General features: G+C 56.3%; 18 protein-coding genes. 5 read left to right on the top strand and 13 right to left on the bottom strand.

All coding sequences use genetic code 11. The annotated features are described in order from the left end of the window. Positions 1-48 precede the first annotated feature (48 nt). From MOST_RS11335 to ftsE, 8 genes are all read right to left on the bottom strand, one after another. Positions 49-384: a DUF8196 domain-containing protein gene (locus tag MOST_RS11335; protein ID WP_489676596.1), complete on the bottom strand. Its 336-nt coding sequence runs from the start codon at positions 382-384 to the stop codon at positions 49-51. Then, positions 381-692 (bottom strand): hypothetical protein, encoded by a 312-nt coding sequence (locus tag MOST_RS11330; protein WP_054936167.1) that lies wholly within the window; start codon positions 690-692, stop codon positions 381-383. The genes MOST_RS11335 and MOST_RS11330 overlap by 4 nt, the downstream gene beginning before the upstream one ends. Positions 693-1,091: 399 nt before the next feature. After that, on the bottom strand, positions 1,092-2,525 hold the full coding sequence (locus tag MOST_RS11325; RefSeq protein WP_083476527.1) for an RtcB family protein: 1,434 nt from the start codon (positions 2,523-2,525) through the stop codon (positions 1,092-1,094). 215 nt (positions 2,526-2,740) lie between these two features. Beyond that, positions 2,741-3,298, bottom strand: a complete 558-nt coding sequence (locus MOST_RS11320; protein ID WP_054936168.1) for a cysteine hydrolase family protein — start codon at positions 3,296-3,298, stop codon at positions 2,741-2,743. A gap of 150 nt (positions 3,299-3,448) precedes the next feature. Then, positions 3,449-4,612: a S41 family peptidase gene (locus MOST_RS11315; protein WP_054936169.1), complete on the bottom strand. Its 1,164-nt coding sequence runs from the start codon at positions 4,610-4,612 to the stop codon at positions 3,449-3,451. A 67-nt stretch (positions 4,613-4,679) separates the two neighbouring features. Continuing rightward, positions 4,680-5,813: a murein hydrolase activator EnvC family protein gene (locus MOST_RS11310; protein ID WP_054936170.1), complete on the bottom strand. Its 1,134-nt coding sequence runs from the start codon at positions 5,811-5,813 to the stop codon at positions 4,680-4,682. Positions 5,814-5,838: 25 nt separating this feature from the next. After that, positions 5,839-6,726 carry a permease-like cell division protein FtsX gene (gene ftsX / locus MOST_RS11305; protein WP_054936171.1) on the bottom strand — a complete coding sequence of 296 codons (888 nt, stop codon included), beginning with the start codon at positions 6,724-6,726 and terminating at the stop codon, positions 5,839-5,841. After that, positions 6,716-7,408: a cell division ATP-binding protein FtsE gene (gene ftsE, locus MOST_RS11300; RefSeq protein WP_054936172.1), complete on the bottom strand. Its 693-nt coding sequence runs from the start codon at positions 7,406-7,408 to the stop codon at positions 6,716-6,718. The genes ftsX and ftsE overlap by 11 nt, the downstream gene beginning before the upstream one ends. 168 nt (positions 7,409-7,576) lie before the next feature. Here ftsE and MOST_RS11295 point away from each other — a divergent pair, with 168 nt between their 5' ends. The 4 genes from MOST_RS11295 to MOST_RS11280 all read left to right on the top strand — a co-directional run bounded on the left by MOST_RS11295 (position 7,577) and on the right by MOST_RS11280 (position 10,010). Further along, entirely contained in the window at positions 7,577-7,876 is a 300-nt protein-coding gene (locus MOST_RS11295) for a BrnT family toxin (RefSeq protein WP_054936173.1), read from the top strand. Continuing rightward, positions 7,873-8,115: a ribbon-helix-helix protein, CopG family gene (locus tag MOST_RS11290; protein WP_054936174.1), complete on the top strand. Its 243-nt coding sequence runs from the start codon at positions 7,873-7,875 to the stop codon at positions 8,113-8,115. Before MOST_RS11295 ends, MOST_RS11290 begins: the two co-directional genes overlap by 4 nt. Positions 8,116-8,739: 624 nt before the next feature. Continuing rightward, positions 8,740-8,829 (top strand): GreA/GreB family elongation factor, encoded by a 90-nt coding sequence (locus tag MOST_RS18570; protein WP_208974821.1) that lies wholly within the window; start codon positions 8,740-8,742, stop codon positions 8,827-8,829. 146 nt (positions 8,830-8,975) lie between these two features. Further along, entirely contained in the window at positions 8,976-10,010 is a 1,035-nt protein-coding gene (locus MOST_RS11280; RefSeq protein ID WP_054936175.1) for an Rpn family recombination-promoting nuclease/putative transposase, read from the top strand. A gap of 302 nt (positions 10,011-10,312) precedes the next feature. On the opposite strand, the gene MOST_RS11275 is transcribed toward MOST_RS11280, so the two are convergent. From MOST_RS11275 to MOST_RS18565, 4 genes are all read right to left on the bottom strand, one after another. After that, positions 10,313-12,253 carry an S-layer homology domain-containing protein gene (locus tag MOST_RS11275; RefSeq protein WP_054936176.1) on the bottom strand — a complete coding sequence of 647 codons (1,941 nt, stop codon included), beginning with the start codon at positions 12,251-12,253 and terminating at the stop codon, positions 10,313-10,315. Then, positions 12,231-12,518, bottom strand: coding sequence for a hypothetical protein (locus MOST_RS16990; RefSeq protein ID WP_129588684.1), 288 nt, complete (start codon positions 12,516-12,518; stop codon positions 12,231-12,233). Before MOST_RS16990 ends, MOST_RS11275 begins: the two co-directional genes overlap by 23 nt. Positions 12,519-12,721: 203 nt before the next feature. Continuing rightward, positions 12,722-15,376, bottom strand: a complete 2,655-nt coding sequence (locus MOST_RS11265; protein WP_245909668.1) for a hypothetical protein — start codon at positions 15,374-15,376, stop codon at positions 12,722-12,724. Beyond that, complete coding sequence (locus MOST_RS18565) at positions 15,300-15,488, bottom strand: helix-turn-helix transcriptional regulator (protein ID WP_245909667.1); 189 nt, start codon at positions 15,486-15,488, stop codon at positions 15,300-15,302. The genes MOST_RS11265 and MOST_RS18565 overlap by 77 nt, the downstream gene beginning before the upstream one ends. Before the next feature lie 134 nt (positions 15,489-15,622). On the opposite strand from MOST_RS18565, the gene MOST_RS11255 reads away from it, so the two are divergent. Beyond that, positions 15,623-15,964 (top strand): helix-turn-helix transcriptional regulator, encoded by a 342-nt coding sequence (locus MOST_RS11255; protein ID WP_054936178.1) that lies wholly within the window; start codon positions 15,623-15,625, stop codon positions 15,962-15,964. Positions 15,965-16,366: 402 nt separating this feature from the next. Here the strand turns inward: MOST_RS11255 and MOST_RS11250 are convergent, their stop codons facing one another. Then, entirely contained in the window at positions 16,367-17,302 is a 936-nt protein-coding gene (locus tag MOST_RS11250) for a transketolase family protein (RefSeq protein ID WP_054936179.1), read from the bottom strand. Positions 17,303-17,344 lie beyond the last annotated feature (42 nt).

The raw sequence follows: 17,344 nt of genomic DNA, 5'->3' as shown, positions 1-17,344 counted from the left end.
TCGCGCCTGTAACCTTAAAACAAATTCCTGTATCTTGAGCAATCATTTTTAGCGTTCATAAGAGGCTACCAGGATTATCCCCTCCCGGGTCGCTAATTCCGAAGCCGAAGGGTGAATCAGGTAGCCGAACATAACCTTTAGTATTTCGCCCTGGAGTGATGCTCGTACCCTGGCCACTTTACGGGCAAAAGCTTTTACCTCCCGGCTGTAGATACGTACCTTTACCTCGCCCAACACCATCACCGGCCGCCCATCTTTACTCCCCGGGCCGAAAAGATCGATTTCCACCGGTTCGCCGCCGGCATCTATATATTTCCTGGTAAGCTTATCTATCTTTACACCCAGATTGCGTTCCAGATAACCAGGTAGGACAACCCTGGCTATATCTCCAGGCCAAAACCCATTGTAGCGGAAAGAGAACCCACCTGGCGCGCCAGCTGCTGCAATTCCGCTTCCGTGCGTTTCTGGGCCTCGGCCAGTTCCTCCAATCTTGCCTCGGTGCGTTTCTGGGCCTCGGCCAGCTCCTCCAATTTATACTCGGTACGCTTCTGCGCCTCGGCCAATTCTTTGACTACATCTTTGAGATCATCGAAATCTGCGCGGGTAACCTTGATCTCAGCCATGCGCTGATCAACTATAGCTATAATAGCATGGTATAATTCTGGAGTTATACCTCTAAATTCCGTTGCCATCGCATCCAGCCCCCTTTCTCCAACTCGGCAGCTCTCCCGGCACGCCTTTTTCGTAACAACCAGCGAGTCTGTCCAGGATAACTCAAATTTCTCCTACCCTGCTTCTATTATACCTCAACGCATTGCTTTTTTTATCTAAATCATACCTGCTCGCACGACTTTTATAATACCATTGTTCTGCCCCCGCCGGTAGACGACGGCCGACCCGTTAAGTGTAGTTTAACATCATGGCCGGGACCCTCTCCGGGATCACTCCGCTTTCCCTCCGCTTTCTGGACAAATGTATCATAAAGCCAGATTTAATTCTACAACCAGGGTCCCGTCGGCCCTCCAGGGCTGACGCATCAAAAATCGCCGCGAACCCTGCCTGCCAAAGATTTGAGCCTGAAAATTTTTTACTTAAGCTTCCTCCCCTTCACCCTTCAGCACCCCCAGGGGCTGGAGCCTCACTACCGGCCGGGTCAGGCCGGCCTCCGCCAGGGTAGCGACAACCGCATCGATATCTTTATAAGCCAGGGGCGCTTCATCCTTTAAGAATTTAATATCCCGGGCAGCGACCACAACACCGCCGAGCTGGTTCAATAAATCCTCGCGGGAAAATTCCTGCCGGGCCTTCTTCCGGGACATAACCCGGCCGGCACCGTGGTTGACCGAGCAGAAAGTCTTATTTATCTCGCCCGTCCCCACCACCACATAGGAGGCTGTCCCCATGCTCCCCGGGATAATGGCCGGGTGTCCCGTTGCCAGGTAGCAGCCGGGATTGTCCCCATGCCCGGCGGGCAGGGCCCGGGTAGCCCCCTTGCGGTGGACTAAAAGCCACTTTGCGCCATGCTTTTCTTTTTTGGCAATGTTATGGGCTACGTCATAGAGAAGGTCCAGGCCCAGATCTTCCTCCGGCTTTTTCAAAACTTCAACAAAGGCTTCCCGGATAAAGTGGGTAATGAGCTGGCGGTTAGCAAAAGCGTAATTGGCAGCCAGGGCCATACCCTTGAGGTAATTCTGGCCGTCGCGCGAAGCGATGGGGGCGCAGGCCAGACCCTTGACCGGTGCCGGCGTGCCGTTTTGCTCCCCGTTAGCCCACATCAGGTTGCTGTAATCGGTACAAATCTGGTGGCCTAAGCCCCGGCTGCCGGTATGGATTAAAATGTAAAGGTGGTCTTTATGGAGCCCGAACCTGGCGGCCAGCCCCTCCTCCAGGACGGCCGCCACCTTGCCGATTTCCACAAAGTGATTGCCGCCGCCGATGGTGGCCAGCTGGTCGGCCCGCTCCCGTGCCTCCTTGCTCACGGCAGCTACGTCGGCTCCCGAAAGGCAGCCGCCATCTTCTATCCTCTCCCTGTCCTCCCCGCGGCCAAAACCCTCCTGGATGAAGTACCTGGCGCCGCCGGCGGCAACGGCTTCCAGGCTAGCCCGACGCAGCTCTTTGACCTGGCTGACCCGCCCCACCCCTGCCGGCACCCTCCGGGCAATGGCCGCCAGCAGCTTTGTAAGTATAGCCCGTTCTATTTCCGCAGCCGGGATTCTGGTAGTCAATAACCGCACGCCGCAGTTAATATCCATCCCCACTGCCCCAGCGGAGACGACTCCTCGCTCGTAGTCGGCAGCCATCACCCCGCCGATAGGCAGGCCGTAGCCGGTATGGATATCGGGCATGCCAATAACCGGCCCGACTACCCCGGGTAAAAGGGAGGCATTATAAAGCTGCTCCAGGGCCTCAGCCTCGGTAAAATCAGCCCGGAGCTTTTGGCTCAGGTAAACATGAATCGCTACCGGGCTGTCTCCAGCCCGGTAAATATAGCAGTTTTTTGCCACCAGTTGTAGCTTTTCCGGCATATGATTCCTCTCCAGAAAACAGCTATTCTTTCGTCGGGTTTCCAGTTCCGTACCGGACCCGATGGTAACTCTCTGTCTCAGTCCCACTAGTAATTTGCCAGCCGGCTTCCAGGTATGCCGGCATATACCAGGCTAAAGACAACTCTCTTACTCCAGAGCTGGCCTCCTGTTAAGAGCAAAAGGCACTCCCATTCCCGGTTAACTCTGGCAGGCCATTATTCAACCACCTGGAGCCCCAGAACCTGCCGCATCTGGTTCAGGGCCCAGCGGTGAGCTTCGAGGTCAAAAGAAGCCATACCTTCTGCCAGGACGCGGACAGGAATATCACGGTTGGCCAGCTCTTCAGCCGTAAAAAAGCAGCAAATGTTAGTACATACGCCCACCAGGTCGACCTGGCTCACCTTTTCCATAGGGCTGCCAGGCGTCAGCCCCAGCCAGGCATCTAAATCGGTGTTAAAGAAAGCGCTATAGCGGTTCTTCTTGAGAAATTTAATCTGCCCTGTCTCCTCATAAGGGGCAATTAGCGCCTGTAATTCAGGGATCAGGGCCTGGCCGGAAGTCCCCTCTAAACAATGGGGCGGGAATTTTTGAAATTCGGCATCACCGGGGGCATGGGTATCAAGGGTAAAAAGCACTTCCTGCCCCTGGGACAGGGCTTCTTTCACTTTACTTGTTATAAAAGGTATTATTTCCCTGGCAGCGGGAAAACTTAAAGCCCCACCTTCGGCGACAAAATCATTCTGCATGTCGATGACAAAAAGGATGCGGCGCATATCAGTTTTCCTCCTCCCTGTTCCGGTTATAAAAAGGGGGGCACTATCTAAATTATAACATGTGCCCCCGGGGAGTCCTTTTTCTCTTCTGAATAATTATCTGCACTGCCGCCGGTCACTGGGTTCTCGAGATTCTTTCCGGAGTATACCCTATTTCCCCAGCACCTCCAACGCCTTCTGCAACTGGACATCCCGCTCCAGGTCCGGGGCGTGGGCCAGGACCTGCTGTTCCAGCTGGGGGTCCATGGGGACTACGTAATCAGGAGTAATCCCCTTCTTATTTATATCATGCTTGCCCGGGGTCAGGTATTTGTGGGTGGTAATCTTCACCGCGGCGCCGCCGGGTAAGGGAAAAATAGTCTGGACGATGCCCTTGCCGAAGGTCGTCTCGCCTACCAGGATGCCGCTGCCGCTATCCTTGATGGCCCCGGCCACAATCTCCGCCGCGCTGGCGCTGCCTTTATTCACCAGAACCACCAGGGGCAAGGGCTGGGCATACCCGCGGGCCATGAGGGCTTCGGTATTTTTCTGGTCAGCGATATAAACCACCGGCCCTTTAGCCACAAAATAGCTGGCCACATCGACGGCCGCCGGCAGAGCACCGCCGGGGTTATTGCGCAAATCTAGGATCAACTTCTGCATCCCCTGCTGGCGCAGTTCGTTCAGCTGCCGCCCCAGGTCGCCGGCCGTCTGTTCATTGAACATGGTCAAGCTGATATAACCGGTGCCGGGATGGCCGGGAAGTATTTTGCCATCCACCGTCGGTACCTTGATAATCTCCCGGGTCAGGGTTACCTTGCGGGGATTACTCTCGCCTGCGGAGAGGATAGTGAGTTCGACCCTGGTGCCTGGCTGCCCCTGCATCAGGTTGGAGGCCGTCTCCAGGTCCATGCCGGTGGTATCGCGGCCGTCGATGGCCACGATATAATCCCTGCTTTTAATCCCCGCCCGCTGGGCCGGAGTACCCTTAAAGGGAGAAACCACCATCAGCCTCTTGTCTTTCTCATCCAGGGTAATCAAAAGGCCAACGCCACCGTAACTGCCGGCAACGCTTTCCTGGAGGTGCCGGTAAGTTTTAGCATCAAGATAAGTAGAATAAGGGTCATCAAGGGCATCCACCATGCCCCTGATGGCCCCTTCCATGAGCTTGTCCGTATTGATAGGCTCCAGCGCCTGGAAGCGCAACAGGGTATAGGTCTTAACCAGCTGCTCTACTTCCTGGAAGTGGGTTGCCACCCCCACTCCCAGGGCCAGGGTGACCAGAACACAAAGGACCAGTAGCCCGTTGGTAACCTGTCGCCAGATCTTTGCCACGCCAACCACCGCCTGCTATAAAACATTCCCTGAACCCATACTTTAATTTATGTAGCAGGGATAGAGATTAGTAATAATTCATGGGGTTGGTGGGCTCACCCTGGAGCAGGACCATAAAGTGGAGATGGGGGCCTGTACTCCAACCCGTTGAACCTACCCGGCCAATTACCTGGCCTTTCTTTACCTCCTGGCCCTCCCGGACCAGGATTGCCGACAGGTGGGCGTACATGGTGGACAACCCCCCGCCATGATCGATGACAATGTGATTGCCGTACCCCCCCAGGTAGCCGGTAGATATGACCTGGCCGTCTAACGGGGCAATGATCTCCGTCCCTGTTGGAGCCGGGAGGTCAACGCCGTCATGGAAGCGCCTGGTCTTCAGCAAAGGATGGATGCGCCAGCCAAAGGGAGAAGAAATATCCGTATAACCGGGTAGCGGCCAGAGCATACCCTTTGTACCCCCTGGTGATAACTGGCGCTTGCTTTTGGCCTGTTCGGCCCGGATTTTGGCGGCAATCTGGCGGGCTAGGGCTTCCATTTCATCCAGAGCCGCGGCGACCCGCTTTTTCTCCGCTTCGACCTGGGCCAGGAGCTGCCGCCGACTTTCCTGGCGGGAAGCCAGCTGCACCCGCTCACCGTCGGCCTGGCGCCGGAGCTGGGCAATCTTATCCCGCTCGGCTTCCAGTTGGGCCTTCTGGACGGCAATCTTTTCCTTTTCAGCCTTGATTTCCTGAATGAGCTTCATATCACCCTGGGCGATCTTGGCCAGGAGTTCCATGCGCACCAGGAAATCTTCCAGGCTGGTGGACTGGAGGAGGACTTCCAGGTAATTTACCTGGCCCACCTGGTAGATATCCTTGAGCCTGGTCCGCAGTATATCCATGCGTTTTTCCTGAGCCGCTTCGGCCTGCTGCAGCTCGAGGGTTACCTGCCGGACGCGTGCCTGGGCGGCGTTCAATTCCTGGTCCAGCCTGGCTATCTGGGCCTCCTTTTCCTTGATCTCCTGCTCCAATTGCTGCAGTTGCCGGAGGAGGGCTTCGCCTTCATCATTCTTCTGCTCCAGGAGCCTTTGCTGGTCCTCGATATTCTTCTGGATTTGCTGTTGCTGCTTTTTCAGTTCTTCCAGGGTAGCACCATAGGCCGGCAGGATACCCAGGGCAAAAACCGCCAGGATCAACCAGACCGTAACTTTACCGCGCATGGCTTCACCTCCCTTCTGCGCTAGATCAGACCTTCAGGAAACGCCTGATGGAGAGGAGGCTGCCCAGGGCTCCTACCAGGGCACCTCCGGCCACCAGGCTCAAAACGCTGTTTAATAACAGTCCCCGGTCATTGAGGAGGGGTATGAAAACCAGGGCCGACCCCGCCCTGGTTAAGATCATGCTGTAACCGGCATAAATGGCCAGGGCCGCACACCCTGAACCCACCAGCCCTAAGAAAAGGCCTTCCAGGAAAAAGGGCCAGCGAATAAACCAGTCGGTAGCACCTACATACTTCATGATGTTGATTTCCCGCCGGCGGGAGTAAACCGTCAGGCGGATGGTGATGATTATCAGGAAGAGGGCCCCCAGCCCCAGGACAAGGACAATGCCTGCTCCCAGCCAGCGCAACCAGCGTACCACCGCAAATAGGCGATCGACAACCTCCTGGCCGTAATTTACCTTTTCCACTCCCGGCAGGTTCGCAATGGACCGCGCCACTTCGTGAATGGTTTCCGGGTCGGCCACCCGGACCCGCAAATAGTCGGGCAGGGGGTTGACGCCACCGGTAGCCCCTAAGAGTTCCTCTTCGCCGCCAAATTGCTGGCTTAATTGCTTCAAACCTTCTTCTTTAGGTACCAGGGTAACCTCCGTCACGCCGGGCATGGCCTTAACCTGGTCCCGGACCTGGTAAGCTGCCTGGCGCGGGGTATCAACCTGGAGAAAGACGGCGATTTCGACATTAGACTGGAGGTTAGCGGCAATATAGTTGACATTAAAGACCAGGAGCAAAAAGGCTCCCAGGAGAAACATGGAGATGGCCACGCTGGCCACCGCCGCCAGGCTCATCCAGAAATTGCGCCACAAAGATATGCCGGCCTGTTTGAAGAAATAGCCGGCCGTTCTAAGCTTCATAACCATAAGCCCCCTCCCGGTCATCCCGTACCAGCCGGCCATGTTGCAGGGCAATAACCCGCTTGCGCATGCTGTTGACAATATCCCAGGCATGGGTGGCCATGATCACGGTGGTTCCCAGGTGGTTGATTTCTTCCAGGAGTTTCATTATTTCCCTGGACGTTGCCGGGTCAAGGTTGCCGGTAGGTTCATCGGCCACCAAGATGCGGGGATTATTGACGATGGCCCGGGCGATGGCCGCCCGCTGCTGCTCACCGCCGGACAGCTGGTGGGGAAACATCCGCGCCCGGTTACTCAAGCCCACACGTTCCAGGGCCTTTTCGACCCGCGGTTTAATTTCCCGGGGAGAAACTTCTATCACGCGTAAGGCAAAGGCTACATTTTCAAAAATAGTCCATTCCGGTAGTAAACGGAAATCCTGGAAAACGATGCCGATATTGCGCCGCAAAAAGGGCACTTCACTCCTTTTCAGACGGGCAATACTCCGGCCGCCAATGAGAATCTGCCCCCTGGTGGGCACTTCTTCCCGGAAAAGGAGCCGGATAAAGGTCGTTTTACCTGCCCCGCTGGGTCCTACCAGGAAGACAAATTCGCCTTTATCTATCTTCACGCTGATATCATCCAGGGCGGTAATATGCGGCGGGTAAACCTTGGTAACATTATAAAACTGGATTAAACTCAAACCAGCACCTCCAGGGGAAAAAGAAAAAACAACCACATGGGTTGTTTTCGACACAACTGGCAAGAATCCTCTTGGTTGGTGGTTATTGTTATAATTTGTCTATCGATCTAAGGACTTGTTTTTTCCTTCCTTTTGTATTACGATGTAATACAAAGGAGAGGGGACGTCTTGTTTCATACTCTCCATTGGCGCCCGGATCGAATAGCACATATTGAGAAAAAGCATGGCATTAATACCGAAGAAGTAGAAGAGGCCGTTTTTGACGACCCGCGCTGCCTGCTCCTGCGTGGGCCCAGGTCTGAGAGCCGCGCCGACAAGTATATTTATTATGCCCTGGGCCGTACCGCCGGCGGCAGGTATCTGGTAGTGGTATTACTAGATGAAGGTAACGGCATCGCCATGCCTGTTACTGCCCGCGATATGGTACCTGTAGAGCGCCGTCGCTATGAAAGGAGGAAAAAGAAGTGAAGAAATTCCCGCCCAATACAGACGATCTCCAGGCCCTGGCCAACTTCTTCGACCGGACAGATTTAAGTGAACTCGAGGGCCTTGAGGAGGTCAGGGAAAAGCCTCATCGTTCTCTGGTATCGGTAACCGTCCGGTTACCGAAAGAAGACGTTGAGGAATTAAAGCGCAGGGCTGCCCGCCTGGGGCTGGGGTACTCCACTTTGGTCCGTGCTGCAGTCCGGCGTTTTGTAGGGAAGTGAAAGGTCGAGAAAGAAAACGCCAGTAGTTCACCGTCGCCGCTATAAAAAGCATTTGCAGCCGCACCTTGATAAGGCCGAACTAACGGGCCTTGCGGGCTCCAAGGTGTACCATCTCTGCCTGCTTGCGTTCTATGGCCGGGCAATGCTAGAGGTTTTCCTGGTAAAGCACTGTTCTCTGATGGGGCATGCCTGGCCCTGCTCTTTAGAAACATCAAAGGCTTTGAGTTCTCCAGTTACCGAAAAGAACGTTAGGGAGTTAAAGCGCAGGGCAGCCCGCCTTGGTTGGGGTACGCCACTTTGGTCATGGTACATTACCTACTGTTATTGATTGTTTTTGAAAATACTATGGCGAAGCGCCCTTACGCTTTATATGGGATTTTCCATTTAATGGGCAAATGTTGTGAGGAATTAAATTGGCTAAGGTTACCTTGTCGAAAGCTACCTTTGAAAATTTAGTCAAACACTTGGTAGAAGTCGAGGAAATAAGTCACAAACTGCGGGCGGTCAAGTCCCCTTTGTCACTGTCGGTAGTGAAGTTGAATTTCAAGACTTGGATACCCAGGAAGTTTTTAAGTTTTGCATAGTGAATCCCTTTCATAATAGCTTAGGAGAAAAAGATATCTCATATCACCGGTAGGCAAATCATTATTATTAAAAAAAGTCGGTGATGAAGTAGAAGTAAATGCACCGGGGGGGTATTCCGTTACAAAATAAAATCCATTCAACTGCGAGGTGGTTAATAAACCTTCTTTACGCATTCTATAGCGACACCAGTTAGCGTTTTTGTGCCAGCGAATATCTCTCCCCTCCGGTCATACCACAAAAATTTGCTATAATAAAATCCAGAAGAAGGTGATCCCTTGCCGGAAAATGAAGGGCAGCCCCGGCTTCCCCACCACCCCTACGACAAAGGTTACCGGCAGCTCCTGGCCGACAAAAGAGTGTTCATGGAACTCTTAAAAACCTTTGTCCGGGAAAAATGGGTGGAGACCATTGACGCCGATGACCTCATCCTGATGAATAAGTCCTACGTCCTCCAGGATTTCAGCGAGAAAGAAGCTGATATCGTCTACAGGCTTAAGACCAGGGATAAAAACGTCATCTTTTACGTCCTGCTGGAGCTGCAGTCAACCGTAGACTACCTGATACCTTTCCGGCTGTTGCTCTATATGGTCGAAATCTGGCGGGAAATCTACAACAACACCCCGCAGCACGAGCGGGAGAGCAAGCATTTCCGCCTGCCGCCCATCATCCCGGCGGTGCTCTACAACGGGGCCAGCTCCTGGACGGCGGCGCTCTCCTTCAAAGAAATGCTAGACGGTTACCAAGACTTCAGCGGGCATTTTCTGGACTACCGCTACTTGCTATTTGACGTCAACCGTTACAATGAAGAAGAGCTTATCAGGGCGGCCAATTTAATCACCAGCGTCTTTCTTTTGGACCAGAAGATGCGCCCGGAAGAGCTGGCAGGACGGTTGCAGAAATTGTCAGGTATTTTAAGGCGGCTCACGCCTGATGAGTTCCGCCATTTCACCACCTGGCTGAAGAACGTCGTCAAGCCCAGAATACCCGGAGATTTTAGCGCAAAAATCGACGGCATCCTGGACGCAAGCAATCCCTGGGAGGTGGAACGGATGATTTACAACCTGGAAATAACCCTGGAAGAGATGCAACAGCAGGCTTTGTTAAAAGGCTTAAAAGAAGGCGAACAGAAAGGTAAATTAGAAGGTAAATTGGAAGGTAAATTGGAAGGAAAACTGGAAGGAAAATTAGAGGGCAAACGAGAAGTAGCCCGGAACCTGCTGCTGCTCAACTTCGATATAGAGACCATTGTTAAAGCTACGGGGCTTACTCCGGACGAGATCGCCGTGTTGAAGAAACAGCTAGAACAGTGATTTTGCCCGATATTTTGAGGCGGGTCCTGTCGACCAGACGGCTTTTATCTGCCAGATCCATGCCATCCGGTCGCCGGTAATTTTGCCTTTACCGGTTGGGAATTCCAGTCAAGTCAGGGTGCCGCTGGCAGTCTACTCTGTATATAAAACCGGGGCGCTGCTAACAAAGAGCAGGAGCCCCGGACAGTCAGCCAAACTTTACTATCCGCAACAAAATAAGGCGAGGCTTTAAATTGCCCCGCCTTTTGCCTTTTCTTTAACGGTTATTTCTAGTTTGCTTCTTGCAACTTTTACTGGCCTCCCTAGGTTCCAATATTATCCAGAAGGCGCAGGATCATGGCCGCGGCTTCCGCCCGGGTAACGGGCCGCTCGGCCTGGAAGGTGTTGTCGGGATAGCCGGCGACGATCCCGCTAGCTACGGCCTGGGCCACGCTCTGACGCACCCAGCCGGGGATGCTGGCCGTGTCGGCAAACTTCAGCTCGGACGGCGCCGGAGCGCCCGACTTCATGGCCAGGATGCGGACCACTATAGCGGCCAGCTCCGCACGGGAGATGGATCGGCCGGGCTCGAAGGTGACGCTGCCGTCAGGCTGCGGATAACCTTTAATCAGCCCTTCCCTGGCTGCAGCGGCGACGACCCCCCGGGCCCATTCGGGAATGGCGGCGTTATCTTTAAACTTCAGGTCCTGCTCGGTGCCCGGTGCCAGCTTCAGTGCCCGCGCCAGGATGGCAGTAGCTTCCGCCCGGGTGATCTGAGTGTCAGGCTTAAAGGTACCGTCGGGATAGCCGGAGATGACGCCCATGCTCGCGAGGTGGCTTACCGTCCCGGCGGCCCAGTGGCCCTGCATGTCCTTGAAGGTCACCGGCGGCATTACTTCCTTGGCCGCGGCGAACACGGCGAAGGTGGTGAGGTGGTCTACAGTGACTGACACCGTGCCGGCGTTTTCGTCCACGCTGCCCTCAAGGCGCACCCACTGCCTCTGGCTAGCGTTGTAATAGCAGGCCACAGGCTGCTGCTCGGCGCCGAGCTTGCTTTTATCGTAGTAGATGGTGATGGTTAGCTGCCCGCTCAAGGTACCGTTGTTCAGGGTCACGTCGACGACTTTGCTGATGAGGGGCATGCCGGCCTGGGCGGCCAGGGAGTCGTCTTTCACCTCGGCGGCGATGGTCACGCCCGTGCCGGCAACCGCCCCGGCCGGCACGTCAACGCGGGCGACGCCGGAGAGTTCAGCTACCGTCGCCGCACTGGACTGGATGGGCTGCTCTACCCGGTTGGTGGAAGGGGTGGTCGAGCCGCCGTCACCGCCTCCCCCACCACCGCCACCGCCGCCCCCGCCGCTATCGGTGGAAGTGGTTACGGTGTAGGCAAAGTTCACCTCATCGCTGGTGAGGTTGTCCTTCACTACCACCGACCGGATGGTACCGTTCGAGGTCAGCATTATGGGCGCTGTGTAGGTGTTCTGCGGGGGAGCGTTAAGCCCGTAAAGGATAGTGGTGCCAGATTCCGCAGAAAGGGTCACCTGCACGCTGCCAATGTAACTGCCGGGTTCCGGGCTGGCTGTAGGAGGTGCCGGGGCATTGGCAGCAGCAAAGAGGCTAAAAAAGTTCTGGCTTACCTCTACATATCCACCGCTTACGGTGCCTCCAAGGTTAACCCAACGGTCGCCTACCAGCTTAAACACCCGTACCCGATCGCCGGCCGGTGCAGGCAGTCGCAGGGTCACCGGTTGGGAAAGGGTCACTTTCTCGATCTTTATTTCAAAGACCTGGCCTATCGAGCTGGCGCCGGGAAGCCCAGTATTATCCACAGGCTTGAAAGTGATTGCTGCTGCGCCGCTAAAAGTGCCTTGCGGGATTTCCATCTGGGCGCCGCCTTGGTTCAAAACTACGCTGGAAGCGCCAGGCGGCATGGTGAAGTTGTCCAGCTTGCCATCAGAAGGCACGCTTATTTCTACTTTCGATACTGCCTGGGAGGTGGTGAAGCTGAACACGTAGGCCTGCGCTAGGTTATTTCCCGCCGCGTCTTTCACCGCGCCGGCGGGGATGGCTACGGTGTACTTGGTATTGTATGCGAGGTTTGTGCTTGGCTTTACATTGAGAATATTGCCCTCGATGCTTGTGTTCACAGCCACCGCGTTGCCCACGGAGTCCTTAACTAAAACGCCTTCCTTTGCATCTCCTGCCTGAATGCTTTCACTGAAAGTTACAGTGATAGTCTTATCAACCCCAAACTCCAGTGGCACCGTCAGCCGGATCCGTACTGACCACCGCTGGTGGGGTAGTATCTTGGGGGGGCTGGGGTGCTCCAGCTACGGTCAAGTTAAGGTTCGTTTTTTCTCCTGGCGCGTACTGGTACGTTTCATTAGCTTTGACACCATTCACATAAAATTCAATGGTTTTACCTACTTCCTCGCTTGTCCCTTGAACGACTAACCTTTCATCAAAACCAGCAGGACCGCCGTACTGCCCGTTGACGATGGCGATACTATCCTGCTTCACGCCGCTCATCCAAGCCTCCACGGTCCCAGAGATAATGGGATTACCGCTCGCATCCTTCACGCTGCCCCAGAAGCTCTGCGGCAAGACGGGTGCGGAGGGCGTGCCCTGCGCAAGGGCCAGCCCTCCGCCCATCACCGCTAAGAGCAGGGCAGCGACCACCAACATGCTCAAGAGCCTTACGTGGCGCTGCCTGCGCATTCCCTACCTACCCCCTACTCCAGCGGCGGCATAGCCTGGCCAGCCAACTTATCGGCCTTGGTCATGTAGACCCAGTAGCCGCGGAAAGCTTCCATGTTAGGTACCGTTGCCGTCTGCGGGGTATAGACCCAGTCACCCTGGTTGCAACCAACCGGGTTGATCACCACCGCGTAGCTGCCAGTGATGCTGGAGAGAGCTTCGTTCGCTCCCGTTGCACTACTCGCCGGGTTGCCGATCAGGTTCCAGCCGGCCGCCAGATCCCGCACCGGCGGCGTGCCCAGGCCGCGCCTCGCCCAGAAGGCCGCGTCGATGGCACCCTTGAGCTTCACGTACAGCGCCTCCAGCGGCCGGAGTTCCATGGTCGCTGGATCCGCGGTGGTCACTTGATACCATTGCCCGTTGGCGTAGCCGTAGGCCTGCTCTACGTACTCGGGATGGGACAGAACCTGATCGATAGTGTTCTTGCCCTCAGCCAGCGTCCACGGCGTGGAGACGATGTTCCAGCCGCGGCTCAGCGTCGTAGTACCATCAGCACTCCTGCCGAGGTTGATAGTTGCCTTTGCCGTCAGGTTAAGGTCGGCGATGGAGGCGGTGAGCTCAACTGCGGTGCCCAGCGGCTCGTCGCTTTCGAGGTATACGGTGACTTCGCTGTTATATGCCTGGATGACTGCCTGGGTGATGGGCTCCGCGGTTTGATCAGTAGCGTAGAAGGCGCTGTTCGTCGTGCTGGTGGCAAGGTCAACCTCGAGGTCACGGCCGGAAGCCCATAGGTTGGTGAGCCTTACCATCACCGGCACGCGGATGTCGGGCAGGGCCGTAGCCGGAGCTACGATCTCTAGGGACGGCTCTTCGAAGACGACCTGCTTCGAGACGGCTTCGAAGCCGCCCGCAGAAGCGGTCACGTTGTACGTGCCAGGCGCGGTGACGATGAGCCAGGCATCGTGTTCCTCAGCCCACTCGCCGTTCTCGAGTTCCGCGTAGTCAACCCAGAGGAACGCCGACGGCGAGTCGTTCTTCACCGAGATGCGAAGCAGCGTGTTCTGCGGTACAGGGTTGCCGTACTGGTCGACCACGCCGACGCGCATCTTGGCAATACCGATCAGGTCGGTGGCGCCGATCTTGGAACCGATCTGGGTCCAAATCGAATCGGGCACCGCGTTCACATCCTGCTGCGCTATGTCAAAGGTGATGGCCTTGGCCTCGTCCGGAGTGACGATAGCCTTTCCGGAGAAGCCAATCACACCCTCAGAGCGGAAGGCCACAGTGTAGCTATAAAGCCCACTATCCGAAACAGCTGCGGATGAAAGCTTACCGTCGGCCATAGCCTTCTTGGTCCAGCTCTCGGTGTCCACGTAGTAGACCTTCACGCTTGCCTGCCCTGCCGGGATGGTCACCTGGGTGATCGGGTCGCCGCCCTCAGCAGCAGAGTAGAACTTGCCGGTCGGGCTCTCGGTTTCCAGATAGACCACACGGCCGTTCGGGCCTGCAGGAACGTCGTTATAGTGGCCGTCTTTAACCGTGATGGTGGCCTCGCCCCGCTGGCCGGCGGTGAAGTTGAGCCCGCTCACCACGAGGCTAAGCTCAGCGCCGGTGCCCACGTTGATGGTGGCCTCAGCCGTGACGGTGGTACCTGTAGAGCGCCCGTCGCTCAAAAGCTGAACAGTCGAAAAGATCAGCTTGTGAGCGCCAACGGCGTTGGTGCCGGGCACGTAGTAGACCTTGACGCTGCTCTGGCCCTTTGGAACGGTTACACTGAGGATGCTAGTACCGTTCGAGGGCTTGTCGTAGAAGGTACCGGTTTTGTCGGTGCTCAGGGTGACCGTCAGGTCGTTCGGAGCGGCAAACGATTTGTCGAACTGGTCTCTTAACTCGATGGTTATTTCGTTGGCAATACCAACCTCGCCCGTAGCCGGTGCGGTGACGGCAAGCTTACTCAGGACGGTCACGCCCACGGCGACCCTCTTTTCGGCCTGCACCAGACCGGTAGCTGACGCCGTGATGTTGTACATCTCGGCCTTGCTGCTCTTGAATTTGAAGGTGCCTGAGCTTTGACCTTCTTGGATCACAACGCTGCTGGGTGTGAAAGTTACGCCATCACCGGGGCTGGCAGCCAGGGTAACGGTGATGCCACCTGCTGGTGCTGGGGCCGTGTTCCCATAGGCATCCTTCAAAGTGACGTTATAGGCACCCTCTTCGTCCTTATCGAGATAGCTGGGTCCGTCCAGCAGAATGCTAGCAGGAGCGGCAGCACGCACCTGCGCGTCCACCGAAGCCGCCTGCATCTGCGGGTTCGGGTTTTCCGTCACGTCGGTGGCGGTGATGGTCACCGTGCCAGCGGTCTTGGGCGTCCACGCCGCAGTATTTTGCGTGGCTCCTTGCGCAATTGTTACCTCGACTTCTTGGTTGCTACCAAAGTTAGCCTGGGTATCGGTATCGATCAGCTTTACGTGGATGTCCTTGCCGGAGCTGTTCTCTGCGCCCACGTTGCCGTACCTGTCGACCAGTGTGATAACCAAATTCTGGGTGCTACCGACCGTTATCTGGATGCCAGGTGCACTACCGTCTTCATCCGTGAGACCCTGGATCGCCAGCTTAACAGGATCCGCTGGAGTGATCGTTACACTTGCCGAACTCCCGGCATCGGTGGGATAGGGGGCGCGGACCGTAATCTGATAACTGTCTGCTGTTCGTGTAGGAAGCACGGGTCAACCCCACCATGCGGGCCAGTTCGGATTGCGTCAGGCCAGCCTGGAGCCGGACCCTGCGCAAGGCAGTGCGCATTGGCTGCCTCCTTCTTCTCGTACTGCTCATCCCCTGATGTGCCGTCTGGAAACATTATATGTAATCTAATGGAAACTTATCAATAGGATTCCAAACATATAAGGTTTCTATTAGAAACTTTGGAGGTGTTGATCGTGCTGAAGTTCGGCGAGTCGCTAAAGGAGCTGCGCCAGCGGAAGGGCCTGCGGCAGGAAGACGTGGCCAGGATGGTCGGCGTCGAGCGTCCCACCGTCGCCAACTGGGAGCGCGGGACGAAGCAGCCCGGCCTGGAGACGCTGGTCAGGCTGAGCCGACTCTTTGGTGTTTCCCTGGACGAACTGGTGGGCGTCGAAAGAGCCGCCACGCCGTTACCCCTGGCCAGCTATCGTTCCCTGGCCGCCGACCCGCTGGTGAAGCTCTTAGCGGAGCGCACCGGTGTCCCGGCCAAAAACATCGCCGCCTTTATCGCCGCCCTCCAGATCCCGGACGATGTATAATCGTAACTCTTTAAGCCATCCCGTTCTATTCCCAACCAGTCATTGACAGTCGTTCCCCCGGCCCCGGTTCGCCGGCGTTCCCTCCCGGAAGCGCGGCATGTCTATCAAACGAAGAACAGGCCTCGTCACATTATTCACCGCTCCAGCCAGCCCCTACACCTGATATTTTCCAAATTATCATTACTATTTCGGCACTCCTACCAATTTCCGAAACGCCGCCCCGACTAACCGCTGACCCGATCCTGGTATCCAGGGGGGCGCTTTGCCCCCACGCTAAAAGTAAAAACCGCCTCCTCAGGGGCGGTTTAATGTCGATGCGCTTCTTCAAATCGCAGAAGTCAACTGTGGTAGTCAGTTTATCCGGAACGCCGGCGGAGGGCGGCTTCCAGGGCGACTTTGATTTTAATCCTTTTTTCCCTTCAACCCCTTCACCGCCACCACTATGTCTGCTGCCGTCAGGCCGTATTTGGCCATCAGCTCGTCGGGCTTGCCGGACTCGCCGAAGGTGTCGCGGATGCCGACCATGGCCAGGGGTACCGGTTTCTCCGTGGCCAGGACCTCGGCGACGGCGCTCCCCAGGCCGCCGATGACGGTGTGTTCTTCGGCTGTAACCACCGCCCTGGTGGCTGCTGCCGCCAGGACCGCCTCCCTGTCCAGGGGTTTGATGGTGCTCATATTAACGACCATAACTTCCAGGCCCGCCGCCGCCAGTTCCTCCGCTGCCTTCAAGGCCTCATGGACCATGACGCCGCAGGCGATGATGGCCGCATCCTTCCCCTGCCGCAAGGTGTGGGCGCGTCCAATCTGGAATTGATAATTCTCGTTGTAAATAACCGGAACAGCCGGGCGGCCCAGGCGGATATATACCGGTCCCTGGTGGGCGGCGGCCGCGAAGACGGCCTGCCTGGTTTCTTCGCCGTCGGCCGGAACGATGACCGTCATGTTGGGTACGGCCCGCATGAGGGCGATGTCTTCGATGGCCTGGTGGGAGGCCCCGTCTTCGCCTACGGTGAGTCCGGCGTGGGTGGCGGCAATCTTAACATTTACCCTGGGGTAGGCTATGCCGTTGCGCACCTGGTCGTAGGCCCGGCCGGTGGCAAAGACGGCAAAAGTGCTGGCAAAGGGGATCTTGCCGCTCAAGGCCAGGCCGGCAGCCGTGGCCATGAGGCTCTGTTCGGCAATGCCCATATTGAAAAAGCGCTCGGGAAATTCTTTAGCAAAATAAGCCGTCATGGTGGATTTAGACAGGTCGGCGTCCAGGACCACTACCTGGCTGTTCTGCCGCCCCAGCTCCACCAGCGCCTTACCGTAGGCTTCCCTAGTCGCGATTTTGGTCATATGTATCTCCCCCGAAAATAGTCTCCTGCTCAAATTATGCCC

This window comes from Neomoorella stamsii (assembly GCF_002995805.1).
Classification (GTDB): Bacteria; Bacillota; DSM-521; order Neomoorellales; family Neomoorellaceae; genus Neomoorella; species Neomoorella stamsii.
This window is presented reverse-complemented; position numbering and strand designations above follow the sequence as displayed.

Coding starts and splice junctions, on each gene's coding strand:
- MOST_RS11325 (WP_083476527.1), bottom strand. CDS start 2,525: ATGCCGGAAAAGCTACAACTGGTGGCAAAAAACTGCTATATTTACCGG.
- MOST_RS11310 (WP_054936170.1), bottom strand. CDS start 5,813: ATGCGCGGTAAAGTTACGGTCTGGTTGATCCTGGCGGTTTTTGCCCTG.
- MOST_RS16990 (WP_129588684.1), bottom strand. CDS start 12,518: ATGAGCGGCGTGAAGCAGGATAGTATCGCCATCGTCAACGGGCAGTAC.
- MOST_RS11320 (WP_054936168.1), bottom strand. CDS start 3,298: ATGCGCCGCATCCTTTTTGTCATCGACATGCAGAATGATTTTGTCGCC.
- MOST_RS18565 (WP_245909667.1), bottom strand. CDS start 15,488: ATGCGCACTGCCTTGCGCAGGGTCCGGCTCCAGGCTGGCCTGACGCAA.
- MOST_RS11330 (WP_054936167.1), bottom strand. CDS start 692: ATGGCAACGGAATTTAGAGGTATAACTCCAGAATTATACCATGCTATT.
- MOST_RS11250 (WP_054936179.1), bottom strand. CDS start 17,302: ATGACCAAAATCGCGACTAGGGAAGCCTACGGTAAGGCGCTGGTGGAG.
- ftsX (WP_054936171.1), bottom strand. CDS start 6,726: ATGAAGCTTAGAACGGCCGGCTATTTCTTCAAACAGGCCGGCATATCT.